This window comes from Novosphingopyxis iocasae (assembly GCF_014334095.1).
In the GTDB taxonomy this organism is placed as follows: domain Bacteria; phylum Pseudomonadota; class Alphaproteobacteria; order Sphingomonadales; family Sphingomonadaceae; genus Novosphingopyxis; species Novosphingopyxis iocasae.
The window spans coordinates 1,362,994-1,377,379 of the sequence record NZ_CP060495.1 but is presented as its reverse complement, the minus strand read 5'-3'; the positions used below and the strand labels follow the sequence as shown (position 1 = coordinate 1,377,379).

General features: G+C 59.8%; 12 protein-coding genes. 4 read left to right on the top strand and 8 right to left on the bottom strand.

All coding sequences use genetic code 11. The annotated features are described in order from the left end of the window. Positions 1-26: 26 nt before the first annotated feature. The 8 genes from H7X45_RS06515 to H7X45_RS06480 form a co-directional block, all read right to left on the bottom strand. Positions 27-1,805, bottom strand: coding sequence for a methyl-accepting chemotaxis protein (locus H7X45_RS06515; protein ID WP_187336694.1), 1,779 nt, complete (start codon positions 1,803-1,805; stop codon positions 27-29). A 32-nt stretch (positions 1,806-1,837) separates the two neighbouring features. Next, positions 1,838-4,588: a TonB-dependent receptor gene (locus H7X45_RS06510; RefSeq protein WP_187336693.1), complete on the bottom strand. Its 2,751-nt coding sequence runs from the start codon at positions 4,586-4,588 to the stop codon at positions 1,838-1,840. 323 nt (positions 4,589-4,911) lie between these two features. Next, on the bottom strand, positions 4,912-5,865 hold the full coding sequence (locus tag H7X45_RS06505) for a Csu type fimbrial protein (protein ID WP_187336692.1): 954 nt from the start codon (positions 5,863-5,865) through the stop codon (positions 4,912-4,914). Then, positions 5,856-8,126 (bottom strand): fimbria/pilus outer membrane usher protein, encoded by a 2,271-nt coding sequence (locus H7X45_RS06500; RefSeq protein WP_187336691.1) that lies wholly within the window; start codon positions 8,124-8,126, stop codon positions 5,856-5,858. The genes H7X45_RS06505 and H7X45_RS06500 overlap by 10 nt, the downstream gene beginning before the upstream one ends. 30 nt (positions 8,127-8,156) lie before the next feature. Continuing rightward, complete coding sequence (locus tag H7X45_RS06495) at positions 8,157-8,867, bottom strand: fimbrial biogenesis chaperone (protein WP_187336690.1); 711 nt, start codon at positions 8,865-8,867, stop codon at positions 8,157-8,159. 26 nt (positions 8,868-8,893) lie between these two features. Further along, entirely contained in the window at positions 8,894-9,286 is a 393-nt protein-coding gene (locus H7X45_RS06490) for a spore coat protein U domain-containing protein (protein WP_246449776.1), read from the bottom strand. Positions 9,287-9,410: 124 nt separating this feature from the next. Beyond that, entirely contained in the window at positions 9,411-9,950 is a 540-nt protein-coding gene (locus tag H7X45_RS06485; RefSeq protein ID WP_187336688.1) for a Csu type fimbrial protein, read from the bottom strand. Positions 9,951-10,047: 97 nt separating this feature from the next. Continuing rightward, complete coding sequence (locus H7X45_RS06480; RefSeq protein ID WP_187336687.1) at positions 10,048-10,689, bottom strand: hypothetical protein; 642 nt, start codon at positions 10,687-10,689, stop codon at positions 10,048-10,050. 118 nt (positions 10,690-10,807) lie between these two features. Between H7X45_RS06480 and H7X45_RS06475 the strand changes: the two genes are divergently transcribed. The 4 genes from H7X45_RS06475 to H7X45_RS06460 are packed head-to-tail and all read left to right on the top strand — an operon-like array spanning position 10,808 to position 14,311. Beyond that, a complete protein-coding gene (locus H7X45_RS06475) occupies positions 10,808-11,458 on the top strand; it encodes a LuxR C-terminal-related transcriptional regulator (RefSeq protein ID WP_343061126.1) in 651 nt (216 codons plus the stop codon). Beyond that, entirely contained in the window at positions 11,455-12,195 is a 741-nt protein-coding gene (locus H7X45_RS06470) for a CHASE3 domain-containing protein (RefSeq protein WP_187336685.1), read from the top strand. Before H7X45_RS06475 ends, H7X45_RS06470 begins: the two co-directional genes overlap by 4 nt. After that, positions 12,168-13,922: an ATP-binding protein gene (locus H7X45_RS06465; protein WP_187336684.1), complete on the top strand. Its 1,755-nt coding sequence runs from the start codon at positions 12,168-12,170 to the stop codon at positions 13,920-13,922. The genes H7X45_RS06470 and H7X45_RS06465 overlap by 28 nt, the downstream gene beginning before the upstream one ends. Continuing rightward, positions 13,919-14,311: a response regulator gene (locus H7X45_RS06460; protein WP_187336683.1), complete on the top strand. Its 393-nt coding sequence runs from the start codon at positions 13,919-13,921 to the stop codon at positions 14,309-14,311. Before H7X45_RS06465 ends, H7X45_RS06460 begins: the two co-directional genes overlap by 4 nt. Positions 14,312-14,386 lie beyond the last annotated feature (75 nt).

Genomic DNA, 14,386 nt, shown 5'->3' with positions numbered 1-14,386 from the left:
GAAGCATGTCATCATCACGTTCGGTTTCAGCGCCCGCCGGCGCTGACGAGGCGCAGCGGCTCGGACGCGTTCTGATGTTCGGACCGATCGGCTTGCCGTAGCGGTACAGCCCCCGCGCCCTCACCATCGATCTCGAACGTCGCGATGGATGCCGCCAGCTGCTGCGCTTCGGCGACCAGCAGGTGCGCAGCCGCAGAGGTCTGTTCAACCATCGCCGCATTCTCCTGTGTCATCCGGTCCATCTCGCCGATCGCCACATTGATCTGGCCCAGGCTCCTGGCCTGATTATCGGACGAGCGCGCGATCTCATCAATCGATCCACTCACTTCGGCAACCGAATCGATGATGCGCGAAAGCGCCTGTCCGGTTTGATCGACCAGATCGACGCCGGTGCGCACATGCGTGGAGGCGGACGTCACCTTGTCCTTCACCTCGGTCGCGGCATCGGCGGAGCGCTGCGCCAGAGCGCGCACTTCCGATGCAACCACCGCGAAACCCTTGCCCGCTTCCCCGGCCCGCGCCGCCTCGACGCCCGCGTTGAGGGCAAGCAGGTTGGTCTGGAAAGCGATGCCATCGATCAGGCTGATGATCGCTGCGATCTGGTCGCTTGCTTCCTGAATGCCGTGCATCGCCTCGATCGCCTGACGGGCCACATCGCCGCCGCGTTCGGCGTCCTCGCGGGCCTGGCTCATCGATGCACTGGCATCGATGGCCCTGCCGGCGCCGTCGCGGATGGAGGTGGTGACTTCGTCGAGCGCGGCAGCCGATTGCTGCAAGGCGGCGGCTTCCTGCTCGGTGCGACGCGCCAGATCGAGAGCGCCATGATTGATCTCGGTCGAATTGTGCTTGATCGACTGGACGCTACCGCGAACCTCTCCCAGCACGCGCGAAAGGCTGTCGGTGGCATTGTTGAAATCGTCCGAAAGGACGCGGAACGCCGGCGGCACATCGACGATGCGCGCCGTCAGATCGGCGTCCGAAAGACGGCGCAAACCGCCCCCGATCGCCGTCATGGCTGTGGCCCGGTCACGATCCGCAGCTACCTTTGCCGCGGCGGTGTCGCGGAACACCGCCACTGCGCGGGCCATGTCGCCCAGTTCGTCGGGGCGATCAGCCTCGACCTCGATGTCATGGCGTCCGCCGGCCAGCTGCGTCATCGCATCGGTAAGCACGGTGATCGGACGTGCGATCTGCCGGCTGAGCAGCATCGACAAGGTGACTGCCAGGCCGATCAGCGCGATCGCGCCGATCACCAGGGCAAACAGCGCGGTTTGGATCGCATTATGCTGGCTCGTCGCCGCGGCTTCGATCTGCTCGGTCTCGTCATTGCGCAGATCACGCAGCGGCAAGACGCTGTCGCTCACGAGCACGTTGGACCCCGCATCACGCACCGCCTGCTGCGCGTCCTCTCGCCGCCCGTCCTTCACCCAGGCAATCATGCGATCACCCCAGTTTCTCCGCCATTTCAGCGTTTCAAGGCGCGACATCTCCAGCCATTTGCGATGGTCCGGACTAACGAGGAGAGTCTTCAGATCGGCAGCGGTTTCGTCATATTCCTGGCGCGCCTCCTCATAGGATTTGAGATATTTGACATCACCTGTAACCAGAAACCCGCGAAACTGGCTGTTCTGCCGCAGAATCGACATCTCCAGCGTCAGCGCCTTGGCATAGATATCCTGGCTGACGTTGGTTCGTTCGGTGGAGCGGCTGATCATCGTGATCGTTCCGTAGAACACCAGCATCACGACGGCAGCCGTCGCGATGATGGTGAGGAACGCCAGGCCGAGCTTGCGCGGTATTTTCATGGTTCGAAAGATCCAGACCTTTGGTGATGCAATCAGAAGCGGGAGCGCAGCGTCACGCCATAGGTGCGCGGTTCGGCGAGGAATGCGTTGAAGATAGCATTCGCCGTGGCGAATTCTGGTGCACCGAAGGCCTTCACCTGCGAGGCGCTGCCCGCACCCTGGAAGGGCGCGGAGAAGGCGACCTGCGTGTAATCCACGTTGAAGATATTCTGGCCCCAGAACTCCAGTGCCCAGCGCTGATCGCGACCACGAATGCCGACACGCGCATTGACCAGGAAGAAACCGTCCTGCTCTTTCTCCAGGAACAGATCGGACCCGGTGTTATAGTCGCTGGTGAGGCGGCTATCGACATAGAACAGCGCTTCCATGCCGTTGTTGCCGATCGGCGGCGTCCACGCTGCGGAGCTGGTTATGGTATGACGCGGTGCGTTGGAAACCTGCGATCCCGGCAACAGGAACAGCGCGGCGTTCAGTGCCTCTCCCGAATCGCTGCCGACCAGATTGTCCTGATACTGCGTGTGTGCGTAGGTATAGCCCAGATTGAAGGTTAGATCCGGGGCCGGATAAGCCCCCGCCTCAAGCTCGAACCCTTGCGTGACAACGCCCTTGCCAACATCGCCCGTGCAGACGCCCGTGACCGAGGAGTTGTCGCGATCCGCGCCGTTCAGGCTTTCGCTGCACGATCCGATATTCTGGACGATGTAGTTGGTGCCGTTGAAGGTGTTGAGCTGGAAGTTGGTGAACTCTGACCGGAAGGCCGCCAGATTGGCGGTGAACTTGGCGGACGAATATTTGATGCCCAGTTCGAATGCCTGCACGGTTTCGGGATCGAACCGCAAGTTGGAAGCGGATGCCGGAGTGGGTGTTGCGAACACATTCGGGGTCAGGTCCGACCGGTCCAGGTTGAACCCGCCGGCCTTGTAGCCGCGCGCGTAGGAGCCGTAGATCAGGGTGCTGGATGCAGGCTTCCAGGACAGCACCGTCGTGCCGGTGAACTGGCCTTCCGAAATCTCGTCCTCGATCGGAACGCCGTTCAGCGCCGATGATGAATTGCCCGTGCAGCTCAGGGTAACGATGCCGCCAAGCAAGGGCTTCAGCGCGCCGGGCACAGCCGGATTGGCCAGAAGCGGGCTGATCGCGGCCTGCTGCGCGGGACAGATCGTGTTGTCGTTGTTGAACCGGGCATTCAGCCGCTTGCGCTCATTGGTGTAACGCAGGCCGCCGGTGATGCTGAGCGTGTCGGTGATTTTGTAGATATTGTGCGTGAAGAAGGCGAAGTTCGTGCTCGTCTGCTCATAGACATCGCCCAGACTGCCCACATTGTTGATAGTGCTGAGGCGATCCAGGCCACTGATGACCGCTTGGCCAACAGCGGGGGTCAGCACAGCACGTCCTGCCCCGCTCAGGCAACCGCTGGCGGTCGGATCGCGCAGTACCGCAGCGGGGTTGATCGTCGCAACCAGGCGGCATGAAGCAAAAGCGCCATATTGCGACCCGAAGCGCAGATTATCGACGAGATCGAGATTTTCGTGCGCATAATAGCCGCCGACAAGCCAATCGAGCCGGTTATCGAACAGGCCGCCGCTGAAACGGGTTTCCTGCGTGAACGTGCGGAACTTGCGATAGGCATTGCCATCGTCGGGACGGAAAATGATGTCGACATTGCTGAAATCGACATCGCCTGCCCCACCCGATGTATATTCGCGATAGGCGGAGATCGAGATCATGTCGACGGCGCCGAACGACCAGCCGATACGCGCAGACACGCCGCCGTCGGTTGTGAGGTTCGAATAGGCGCGGCCGGGGGTCTGGGCGATCTTGCGGTTATAAGTATCACCCTGGCTCGGCAGCACGCCGCCCAGGCTTTCCAGGATCGAAACGATACGATTTTCCGGAGCGATCGCATAGTCGCCGGGCACGCCCGGTGTCGGATCGAACTTCTCGCGCGTGTCGACATAGGTCGCGCCGCAGCATTTCTCGTCCCGGTGCGTATAATCGCCGATCAGGCGGATCGAGAAATCGTCGGTCGGCTTCCAGAACAGCTGGCCGCGGACGAAATAGCGATTGCGATCATTGAAGTCGGTGTTGTTGATGACGTCGTAGAGAAAGCCGTCGCGCTTGTTGTAAACGCCGTCGATGCGGAAGGCGAGCTTGTCGGCAATGACCGGTCCGGTCAGTGAACCGGCCAGTCGCACGGCATTGTAATTCCCGTAGCTCGCCTCGCCATAACCGCCGAATTCGAAATCGGGATATTTGGTGTAAATGCTAATCGCGCCTGCGGACGAGTTGCGGCCAGACAAGGTACCCTGCGGCCCGCGAAGAACCTCGATCCGCATCACCTCGCCCAGGTCATTGAGACCCGCGCCCGTGCGGCTGCGATAGACACCGTCGATGAATACGGCGACGGAGCTTTCAAGACCGGGATTGTCGCCCACCGTGCCGACGCCGCGAAGGCGCGCGGTCGCATTGGCTTCCGATCCCGTTGAAGAGACGATCAGCGAGGGCGCAAGCTGCGCCATTTGGCGAATGTCCGTCGCACCGGAATTCTGCAAGGCGGCGGAACTATAGGCGCTGACCGCGATGGGCACGTTCGATAGGCGTTGAGACCGACGGGTCGCCGTCACGACGATGTCGGCGGTGTTTTTGGATTCGGCTGGCGCCTCGGCCTTTTCCTCGTCGGTCTGCGTGTCAGAAGTCACCACGCCCCGCAACCCCTGCGCCCCTGCTGGCGAGATTGCACCCAAACATGATGCCGTCGCTGCCAGATACGCCCACTTACGCATAAACTTGTGTTCCCTCGATGATGTATTCCCCGAGGTTCATCTATTTCAGAAATAGATAATCATCCGTTAATCTTCAAATCGCTTGCGGAGACAACGGGTCACCACCGGCCAAACATTTGCTATGTGACGCGGGCATCTCCGGCCGGATCCCAATTTGGTGGAGCAACAGATAAGCATAGGTTTTACTCGTTCGATCAAGCAGTGCTATCGTCAACGAGATCTTCTTTAAAGCGCGGTATGCATCGTTCAGACTGTTAGAGGGAATGGAACCGCACCGGTGCGTAGCGCAACAACTCGTGAAATCTGCCGATCAGGAACTGTCATCAAAAACTAATTAGCAATGTCACCACGTCGCTATAGCTGCCTGGAGGTGGCGTAGGCTGGCTCGCGTCGATCCGTGCTACGAATGTTTGCAGGAGGGACGGGGTAGTCCCGCCAGTTCCCGGCCGCGGATCGGCGAGGGGGTTGGTCTCGTCCCAGATGGTAATGCCGTCGGGGCGGTAAAGGTTGTAATTCAGTCTGTTCCCCCCTCCATCGGTCATGGTTCGCCATGGGCGGGCGGTGCCGTTCTGCCCGCTACTGAAGGCGACCGTAAACAAACTCCCTTTAGTGCAGTCGACCCGCGCAGCTTGCGTAACCGGGACGAAGCCGTTGACGAGCGGCGCGCTGCCGAAACGCACATCGGGGGTATCGATCCGGCAATCGCTGGTAACGACGAGTGTGATCCGGAGCGTGGTCGATCCGCTGCCCGTATAGGTGAGGATACAGACACCGCCCACGCCCACGCCGCCGCAGATTCTCCAACTCCATTGGATCGTGACGATGTCGGTATAGGTTCCGGCGGCAGTATTCGGCATGTCCGTCAGATTGACATAGATGGGTGGGGCGAAATCCGTTTTATCGAGCAGACCTAAGAGCGAAATAAGGGTGGGGTCAAAATAGTCGATCGTCGCGCCCTGGTTGAACGAAAAGGTCCCGCCGGGATCGGCGGAAAGACGGTAGGCGATCGTGTCGCTGCTGTTCGCGCGCAAGCGAAATCCGTTCGTGCTGCTTGCGCTCGCACGCGCGTAGTTGGTGGAGAGCACGGAGAGGACGGCGCCGGTACAGGTCAGGCCGCTCTGAGCGGAGGTTTGCGCTACCTGTCCGGCCTTCACGGCATAGGAACCGGCGGTGCCGAGAGAGGCCGATGCATTGCTCGCTAAGCTGCAAGCCGCGCGCGCTGACCCGGGCAGAAGCAATGCAAACAGGCACACAGCGAACAGTGTGATCAGACGCACGGCACTTCTCCCAGATCGCTATAGGCTTGCGCGTCCTTTGGTACGGTGAAGCGGGCTGTACAGGCTCCTCCATTCGAAATGGCCGATAGCGTGCTATGAGAAGGCGCGTCATCGATGACCGTGACGCCGTCCCAACCGACAATCGTTGCGCTGCCATCAGCAAATTTGGCTGTTGTGCCTGCCGGAAGAGGGGTGCCCGTTATATCGGTCAATCGCACTACAACGCTCTGCGCATATCGGATTGGCATACGGATTATCGCGCCCGTATTTTCACGAAGAGCGGCGCGGGCTTCGACTTTGGTGGTTATGGCGTTGGCAGGAAGATTGATCGGGTCGATCGCGAAGCGGCTGGGAAAATAGGCGTTTACGCGGGGCACGAAAAGCCGCCCACCGGCATTTGTCAGGCCCAACAGCTGGTTTTCGTAATAAACCGGCACGTCAGCTACGCCGGTGGAGACCACGGCGAAGGCGTCGGGCAGGGCATTGGCCGCGAATACACGGCCGTCGATCCATGCAAGGGCGCCGGTTACGCTTCCCCAGGCGGAACTGCCTGATGGAGTGGTCGAGGCACCGAAACTGGCTTGGACCGAACGTCCACGCCATATGCCGCTTGCCTGGCCAAGCGCATTTCCGCGATCGTCGATGGCGGCACCGATCGCGTAGCCAAAGCCGCCATCGTTCGGCACGGCGCGCGAAGCGCTTGTTTCGCCGCGGAAGCTTCCATTTGGCTGCCGGGCCATGCCGCCGCTCACCATGGAGCTGCCGCCCAGCGGTATCATCAGGCGCAATTGCGCGCTCGTTCCGGTGCCGGAAAAATCATGATCGGCGGCAGCAAAAAGCGAAGCGCCGCTGCGCCTCAACGGCAGCGACCAAGATGCCGAGGCAATGCGCGCGCGCAGGCCGCCTTGCGTCCGGTTGTCGAAATAGCCCGCGCCCAAGCTTCCTAGTGCGCCGAGCGAGAGGCTTGCGCTGAAGCGATCTCCGCGGATTGCGCCGCCGCCGACCAAAGCGAGATCGAATGTGCCGAGATCGGCATAGTTTCCGCTGCGCTCCACATGGTCGAAGCCTAGTCCGAAATGCGTTCCGGCATAGCTGTATCCGAGGGTGATTTGATGGCCGGTCGTACCACTAAGACTGCTGACGCCCGCGGCGACATGTACTGCGCCCCAGAGTCCCGGTGCCCAAACCGCGCCTATTCCGCCCGTGGCAAGCTGCGCCGTAGCCTCCGCATGCGCTTCAAGGGTGAATTTGTCCGTCAGGCCTCTACGTGCGGTGGCGGAAAAGGCGAGCGCGCCATAATCAAAACTTGAAAGACCGTAGCCGCGTCTCAGCGCGCCTGCTTCGACTGCAAAATCGAGCATGCCTTGCTGCAGCAAATCGGGGGCCACGTAAAAGGGAACCACGGTTTCGACCTGACGTCCGGTGGCATCGGTGGTCACGATGCGGGCCTCCCCGGCGCCGGTAACCACAGGAATTTGATCCAGCACGAACCGCCCCGGCTCCACGCTGGCCTGCTGCTGGCGATAACCGTTCACGAATAGGTCAACCGCTGAAGGCACGGTCGCCTGACCCGAGAAGCTCGGTAAAGGTACGGTCACAAGATCGGGCCGGATACGGAAATTGCGCGCGATGCCGATGCCGCCCAGTCGAACCGAGCTGGACCATGGCAAGGAATGCGTGATGAGATCGCCTGCGGTGAAGCTCAAAGCGCGCTCGGTATCGACAGCGCGGATCCGGGTGTCGTATCGGACGTATCCGGTACGGCTCATACCGCCGAAGCGAAGAATTCCGCTGTTGGAGACGGTGGCGAGATCCGAAAACGCTCGCTGCTCGCTCCAGAGCGATGCACTCGTCGATGCTCCCCAAAACTGAACGTAGGCATCATAGTTGAGGACGAACCCTGGATCGACCTGTGTGACGTGGCGAATGGCGGCTTTCGCTCGAATACGGGAGGTTGGAAGAAGGCTTGGCGCTACATCGAGATAGAGCCGCTGCGCTGCCGCGTCGTAATTCGCTGTGAACCCGGGAGCCTGCTTCAGTTCGATCGGTTCATCGCCTTCGATAGCGATGCCGGCCGCGCGTAGCGTGGCGGGCGCAATCCAGAGCTCTCCGTCCTTTTCCCAAAGCTCCGCCAGGGTGCCATCGGCGCGTCCGTTCACGACCAGATCGACAAATAGCGTCGAAGAGCCTTGCGCAATATCCGGGATCTCACCGGCCACCGCCGGACTGGCCGCGCAGATTGCCAGCAATGCCGCGGCCATGGTGCGGGACAACATTTTACCCGAACCGGATTACGCTTGGAAAGCGAGCGTCTGGTCCGAGCCGTTGACGTTTACCTGAAACTGATCGAACGAGCGCGGCGGAAGGGGTATTTGGATGCTGCTGCCGGGCAGAACATAGCCCGCCAAGCCAGATTTGATTAGGGCCTCTTTTCCGCCGGACAGCCCACGTAGGTCGCTGAGACGGGCATGGCGGCTGCCGCTGTTGCGGATTGAGAGCATTGGCCCGGAGGGTGCCGCCACAATCCGCGCTTCCAGTTGCGGCGAAACGTTTTCTTGTTTGGAGCCGTAAACGAACAGCGGGATGGAATAGCGCATCTGCACTCGAAGCTGCGCCTGCAGTGTTTCGGCATCGGTGGCTGGCGCCGCTGGCAGTTCGTCGATCAGAAGACGATAGGCCGCTTCGGGTGTATCGGAGGCCTCGGCACGGCGAACGAGCCTTACAAGCTGGCGCCCCCCCGGCTCCACTTCGGCCATAGGCGGGCTGGCCACCAGATCAGCTTGCTGGCTTAGCACATTTTCTCCGGCCGACTGGGACCAGCTGAATGCGCGGACCTGTAGAGTCACGCGCTCCTTGCCCTTGTTCTCAATCCAGATCGCTGTTGCTTTCTGATTTTCGGAGATGGTCGGATCGACCGGCCAGATGACCACCGAAGAGGCCCGGGCAGCGGGCGCGGCGGCCAGCGTCATTACGGCGATGGGCAAAAGCACAGATTTCAGCATAAAACGGTTCCGGTCGAAAATGGTGCTCACCAGCTCAGCGTGACGCGAACGGTATCGGTGTAGAGTCCGGCCGGGATCGCGCCGGTCAGCGTGGCGCGAGCGCGCACGGGAATGGAAAGGCGCGAAACTCCGGCCCCGAATTGCAGCGGAAGCGGCTGGAGGTTCCAAGGTGTCGAACCGTCCGCTGCATAAAGCTGATATGGAATTGCCCCGCTACCGCCGCTACGCGCCAGCATCCGCATCCCGCCAGAAGAGTGGTCGCCCAGATCGACGCTCAAGGCGGCGGTGACGCCCGGCGTACATTCGATGGCAAGTCCCGCGCCTGACGCCGAGACGAGTCCGGCTTCGACCGTTGCCGAAGAGGCACCATCGACCGTTCCCAGATCGATGAGGCCCCAGCGTCCGCTCCCATCGCTCAAGACAGAGCAGCCGGCTACGACGTCAGCCGAAATGCGAAAACTCTTGGCGGTTTCGGCGTGGGCTTCGGCAGCGGGGTACGCGGCCCCGAGACAGCAGACTATGAGGTAAATTAGGCGCATCGGCTTACCAGCTCAAAGTCACCAGCACCGTATCGGTATAGGTGCCCGCAGCCACCACATTCCCGCCGCTGTTCACGCGCGCGAAGATCGGCACGATGATTGGATCAGTGGTGGCCGTACCCAGGCTAAGGCGCTGCCCGATGCCGATTTCGTTCGCTCGCTGAGCATCGGTATACAGGCGGTAGGGCAGGCTGTTACCAGCCGAAGCCATATAGCGCGTGCCCGATGCCGCGTTATCGCCAGAACCGATCGTCAGTTCAGGCAGTACACCCGGCGAACACAGCACCTGCAGCGCGCCAAGAGAGCCGACGAGTTCCCCATCGACGTCGCCGAAAATACCCGGCTGATCGGCAAAGGCGATATTGCCAATCGATCCGACATTGGATTGCACCGAATTCGCGCCGTTCACCACGCAGGCATTTTGCACCACGAGCGATACACCTATGGTGCCGCTGCTGCTGCTCTGCGCGGAGGCGGGAGAAAGAAAGAGTGCGCCCAAAGCAATTGCGGGGGCGATTCCGAAATAAGTATATCGAACAGTCATAGAACGTTCCTGTTGCTGGTCACAGGATCGATCCATCAGTTTAGTCTAAACGAAACCTTTAATGGTTCCACAGTGGTGACGCTAATTAGACTGAAGTCTAATAGGTGGGGCTAGAAAGTTTCTCGAGCGAGAGGGCCAAGGCCAATGTTCGTGCGCTGCGATATGCGTCATAACGCGCGGAAGAATGTCCCTCATCGAGCGCTCTCCAATACCGATTTGCCTCAGCAAAACCGAGCGTCCCCACAAGCCCCGCGATCCGATGTGCCTCTCCTGCCTTCAGACGATTTTCCCTCAAATTTTTAGCGGCCGACGAGAGTTCATCTCGGAGGCGGACAAGCATGGGACGAATAATATTGGTGCCGAATAGCTCTTCAATTTTTAGCGCGCCCTCCATCGACGGCGGCAACCATTTGAGGAGCGACGCGGCCAGCCCGTCTGCAGAGCTAGTGCAGATCATTGCTTCGAACGGCTCGGCGTCACCCAGTCGCGTTTCGTCCTGTCCCAAAGCCAGCGAGATTGGGGTATCCTCTCTCGCCAAGCCTATCTTGGTCGCCTCAAAAAGTGCAACATTTTTGGCATATCCGGAGAATAAACAAACATTATATTCGGATATGGTCTGGTTTGTCCTGCTCACCTTATCTGGAGCAATCAGCTCCACTGTCCAGTGGACCTGCAGCATTTCGATCAGCCCATCGTTACTGGTCGGGATTTCGCCTATAATCGTCAGCTTTGGCTTCATAACGTTTATTCTGTCATATTATACTATAAGGGTATTTTGGTGTACCTTGCTAAACATGGAAGTTTCGCCGAAAGCCATATGTACCAGTTGAAAATCTCGGTTGCACCAGGTGGGGTGATTGTTGAGCCAGGGTGGATATGTACTGATTGCGGATGATCATCCGTTAACGCGAGAAGGCCTTGCGCTAGCGGCGAGGGCTGCGATGCCGGGCGTCGCGCCTATCTCTGCCGGAACTGTGGAACAGGCTGAGCAAGCGCTGGCATCGCGCCGCGCCGTTCGACTGATTTTGCTGGATTTCGTGTTGCCGGATTCGAACGGCTATTCGGGCTTCATGCGCCTTCAGATGGCAAGCCGGTCCAGCCCCATCGTCATTGTTTCCGGGCGGGAAGAGGTTGGCTTGATCGAGGCGGCTCGCGCTCTGGGAGCCGCCGGCTTCATTTTTAAGAGTGATCCGCTGGACAATATCGCCGAGAAGTTACGCAGGATCGATGCAGGCGCCAGCATCTTTCCTTCTGAAGGCAGTCCGGACTCTGTGATTCAAGCTGCGTGCCAAAAGATCGCGAACCTTTCCCCAAGCCAGTTGAAAGTGCTCGTGGCGTTGGCGGATGGGCGGCTCAACAAGCAGATCGCCGCCGATTTGGATGTAACGGAGGCGACGGTAAAGGCGCATCTGACTGCCATATTCCGCAAATTGGGCGTCACAAACCGAACGCAAGCACTTCTCGCGGTGCAGCCGTTGATCGGAAATGGTGGTCTGTCGCTTCAATGAAGACCCGCGCTGCGAAAACCGTAGCAGGGCGGCCGTCTTGGCGCGTCTTCGCCGCCATTGCAGTTGGCGTGCCCTTGCTGATGGCGCTTTTGTTTTTTTGGCTCAGTCATGAGTATCGACGGTCCGAACATCTGCGCAATGAAGAGCGAACCTCCTATGATCGGCGGATGGAGGTGGTGTCCTTACTTGGCCACTTGGCCGATGCCGAAACGGCGCAGCGAGGCTATTTGCTCACCGGAAAACAGGATTATCTGCGGCCCTATTATCCGGCTCGCGCCCAAGCCCGCAGATCGATGGCTTCGCTTGCAAAATCCTCGCGAGAGCGCGGACGAGACGCCGAGAATATCGAGCTGCAGACTTTAGCTGCTGCGAAGTTCATGGAGATGGAGCGCGTTATCGCTCTTCGGGAACAAGGGCGGGCGGCGGAAGCCTATGCCGTTGTTGAACAGGGCCAAGGCAAAAGGGTGATGGACCGCTTACGACGTATCGCCGACCGGATGTTGGTCCGAGAAAGCCGGACGTTGGATGGCCGCCGTACGGCATTTTACGAACAGCGAACCCGTATGCGGACGCTCATCGTGACCGCGATGAGCGTGCTGATTTTGTCGCTTTTCGTCGGATTGACACTTCTGTGGCGTACGCGCTGTGATCGCTTCGAGGCGCGCGCGGCCGCAGATGGCGCGGACGGGACGAGCGTAACCGCGCGATTTTGGATAGCACGGTCGACGGGCTTCTGATCCTTAATGCCAGCGGTACGATCGAGAGCGCAAATCCTGCGGCCCGTGCGCTTTTGAAGCTTTCGGACGAAGCGTTAGTAAGGCGCGATATCTGCACGTTTGTGGACATTGCACCGGGCCATGGGAGCTTTTCCGATCGTATCGGTTTGGTCGATGGGGCCCTTACACGCACTTTCTTTCCCGATCGTTTGGCGACAACCGACGCTGGCGAGACAGTGCCGGTCGACATTACCGTGGGACTGATGTCCATACCGGGCGGGCCGAATTTCGTTATGGCACTGCACGATATTACAGAGCGCAAGCGCGCCGAACGGTCGAAAGACGATCTTATATCGACCGTCAGCCATGAATTGCGTACGCCGCTGACGTCCATAATCGGCGCGCTCGGTCTTATAAGAGCACGAGAGGGCAGCGATCTACCTGAACGCGACCGCCGCTTGATCGATATCGCCGAGAGTAACTCGCGGCGTCTTATTCGTCTGATCAACGACATATTGGATGTCGACCGGATCGAAAGCGGCAGCCTTGCTCTGGAAATCGCACCTGCCGATCTTGCGGAACTTGCTCAGGAAGCTGGTGTACAGGCGCAAGGGATTGCTGACGCGGCATCGGTTTCGGTCGAATGGAAGCACTCCGGACCAGTGCCTGTCGAATGCGACACGGGGCGCGTGCTACAGGTGGCGGGCAATCTGTTGTCCAATGCCATCCGCGTAACGCCTGCCGGATCGACGGTGGGGATTTCGGCCAGTATTATAGACGGCCGCGCGGTAATGCGGATCGACGATGAAGGGCCGGGCGTCCCTGCGGAATTCCGTCATCGCATCTTCGGCCGGTTCGAACGCGCTCATCTTAACGAAAATGGTGGCACCGGCCTGGGTCTCGCCATCTCGCGCGAGATTGTGGAGCGGCACGGCGGCCGCATCTGGTTCGAGGACCGGCCGGACGGTGGGAGCCGCTTCGCCTTCACCCTTCCGCTTCGGTTGCCTGACCGGCCAAGCCCCCGCATTTTAATCGCCGCGGCCGATGACCGGCTCGCGGGCGGACTGGCAATGCAACTGAACGACGCCGGTTTCGCGCACGATCGCGTCCTGAGTGCGCAGGAAGCTTTGTCCGCCATCGAGCAGCTATCATACGAAGCGATCCTGGTTGGTGTCGGTGTGCCGGAATCGGGTGGGCTGGCGTTCGTGCGGAAGCTGACCGATAGTCTTGGATCGGAGCGTCCACCAGTGCTTGTCGTAGCTATGGACGGTGAGCAGGGGATCGCGACCGGTGCGGACGTCATTGATTATGTTCTGCGTCCCGCGGAAGCTGATCGTCTGCGCTCTGCGTTGCGGCGTGCAATCGATGGCAATCGAAAAGCACGCCCGGTGGTTCTGCATCTCGACGACGATTATGATTTGCTGACGCTGGCGGCTGAAGCGCTGGGAAATGATCTGGAGCTTGTCCGGGTTTCGACTCTTGCCGCAGCGCGCGAGGCAATTATCGCCAGAAGGCCCGATGTGGCTGTACTCGATCTAAATCTCGCCGGTGAAAGCGGCTTGGATCTTCTGCCGTTCATGATCGACGAGGATGGAATTGCCATTCCGACGATCATCTATTCTGCGCATGATGTATCGCCTGAGCAGGCCCGGCGCGTCGATGCTGTTCTTATCAAGACGCGTAATGCGCTGCCCGATCTCGGTAGCACGATCCGCCGCGTTCTCGAGCGTAGCGAGACCGCGTTGTGACCAAGCCACTGCACCTTCTCTATGTCGACGATGATCCCGATATTCGCACTATCATCGGTCTGTCGCTGGAGATGGATCCAGCTATCATCGCTTACCCGGCTGACAGTGGAGAGGAAGCGCTGAATTGGCTTGCGTCCGATCCCACCACCGATGCGATCATGATAGATATCATGATGCCGACTATGGACGGTATGCAGCTGCTTAGCGCTATCCGTGAACGTGAGGCATATAGGCATACACCGGTGATCGTCATGACGGCGAAGGGGCGTTCTGCCGAGGTCGATGCCTATCGGCGGGCGGGCGCTTCGGGCGTAATCATCAAGCCGTTCGATCCCCTTCGCTTGGCCAACGAAGTCCGCGCCATTCTAGACGACCCAAATCGTCCTTGATGGAAGCGCATTAGACATTGGTCGCAATCGCTTAGGGTGAGCCCGGCTAGGCAGGATTTTGTTAAACAGGCGGAG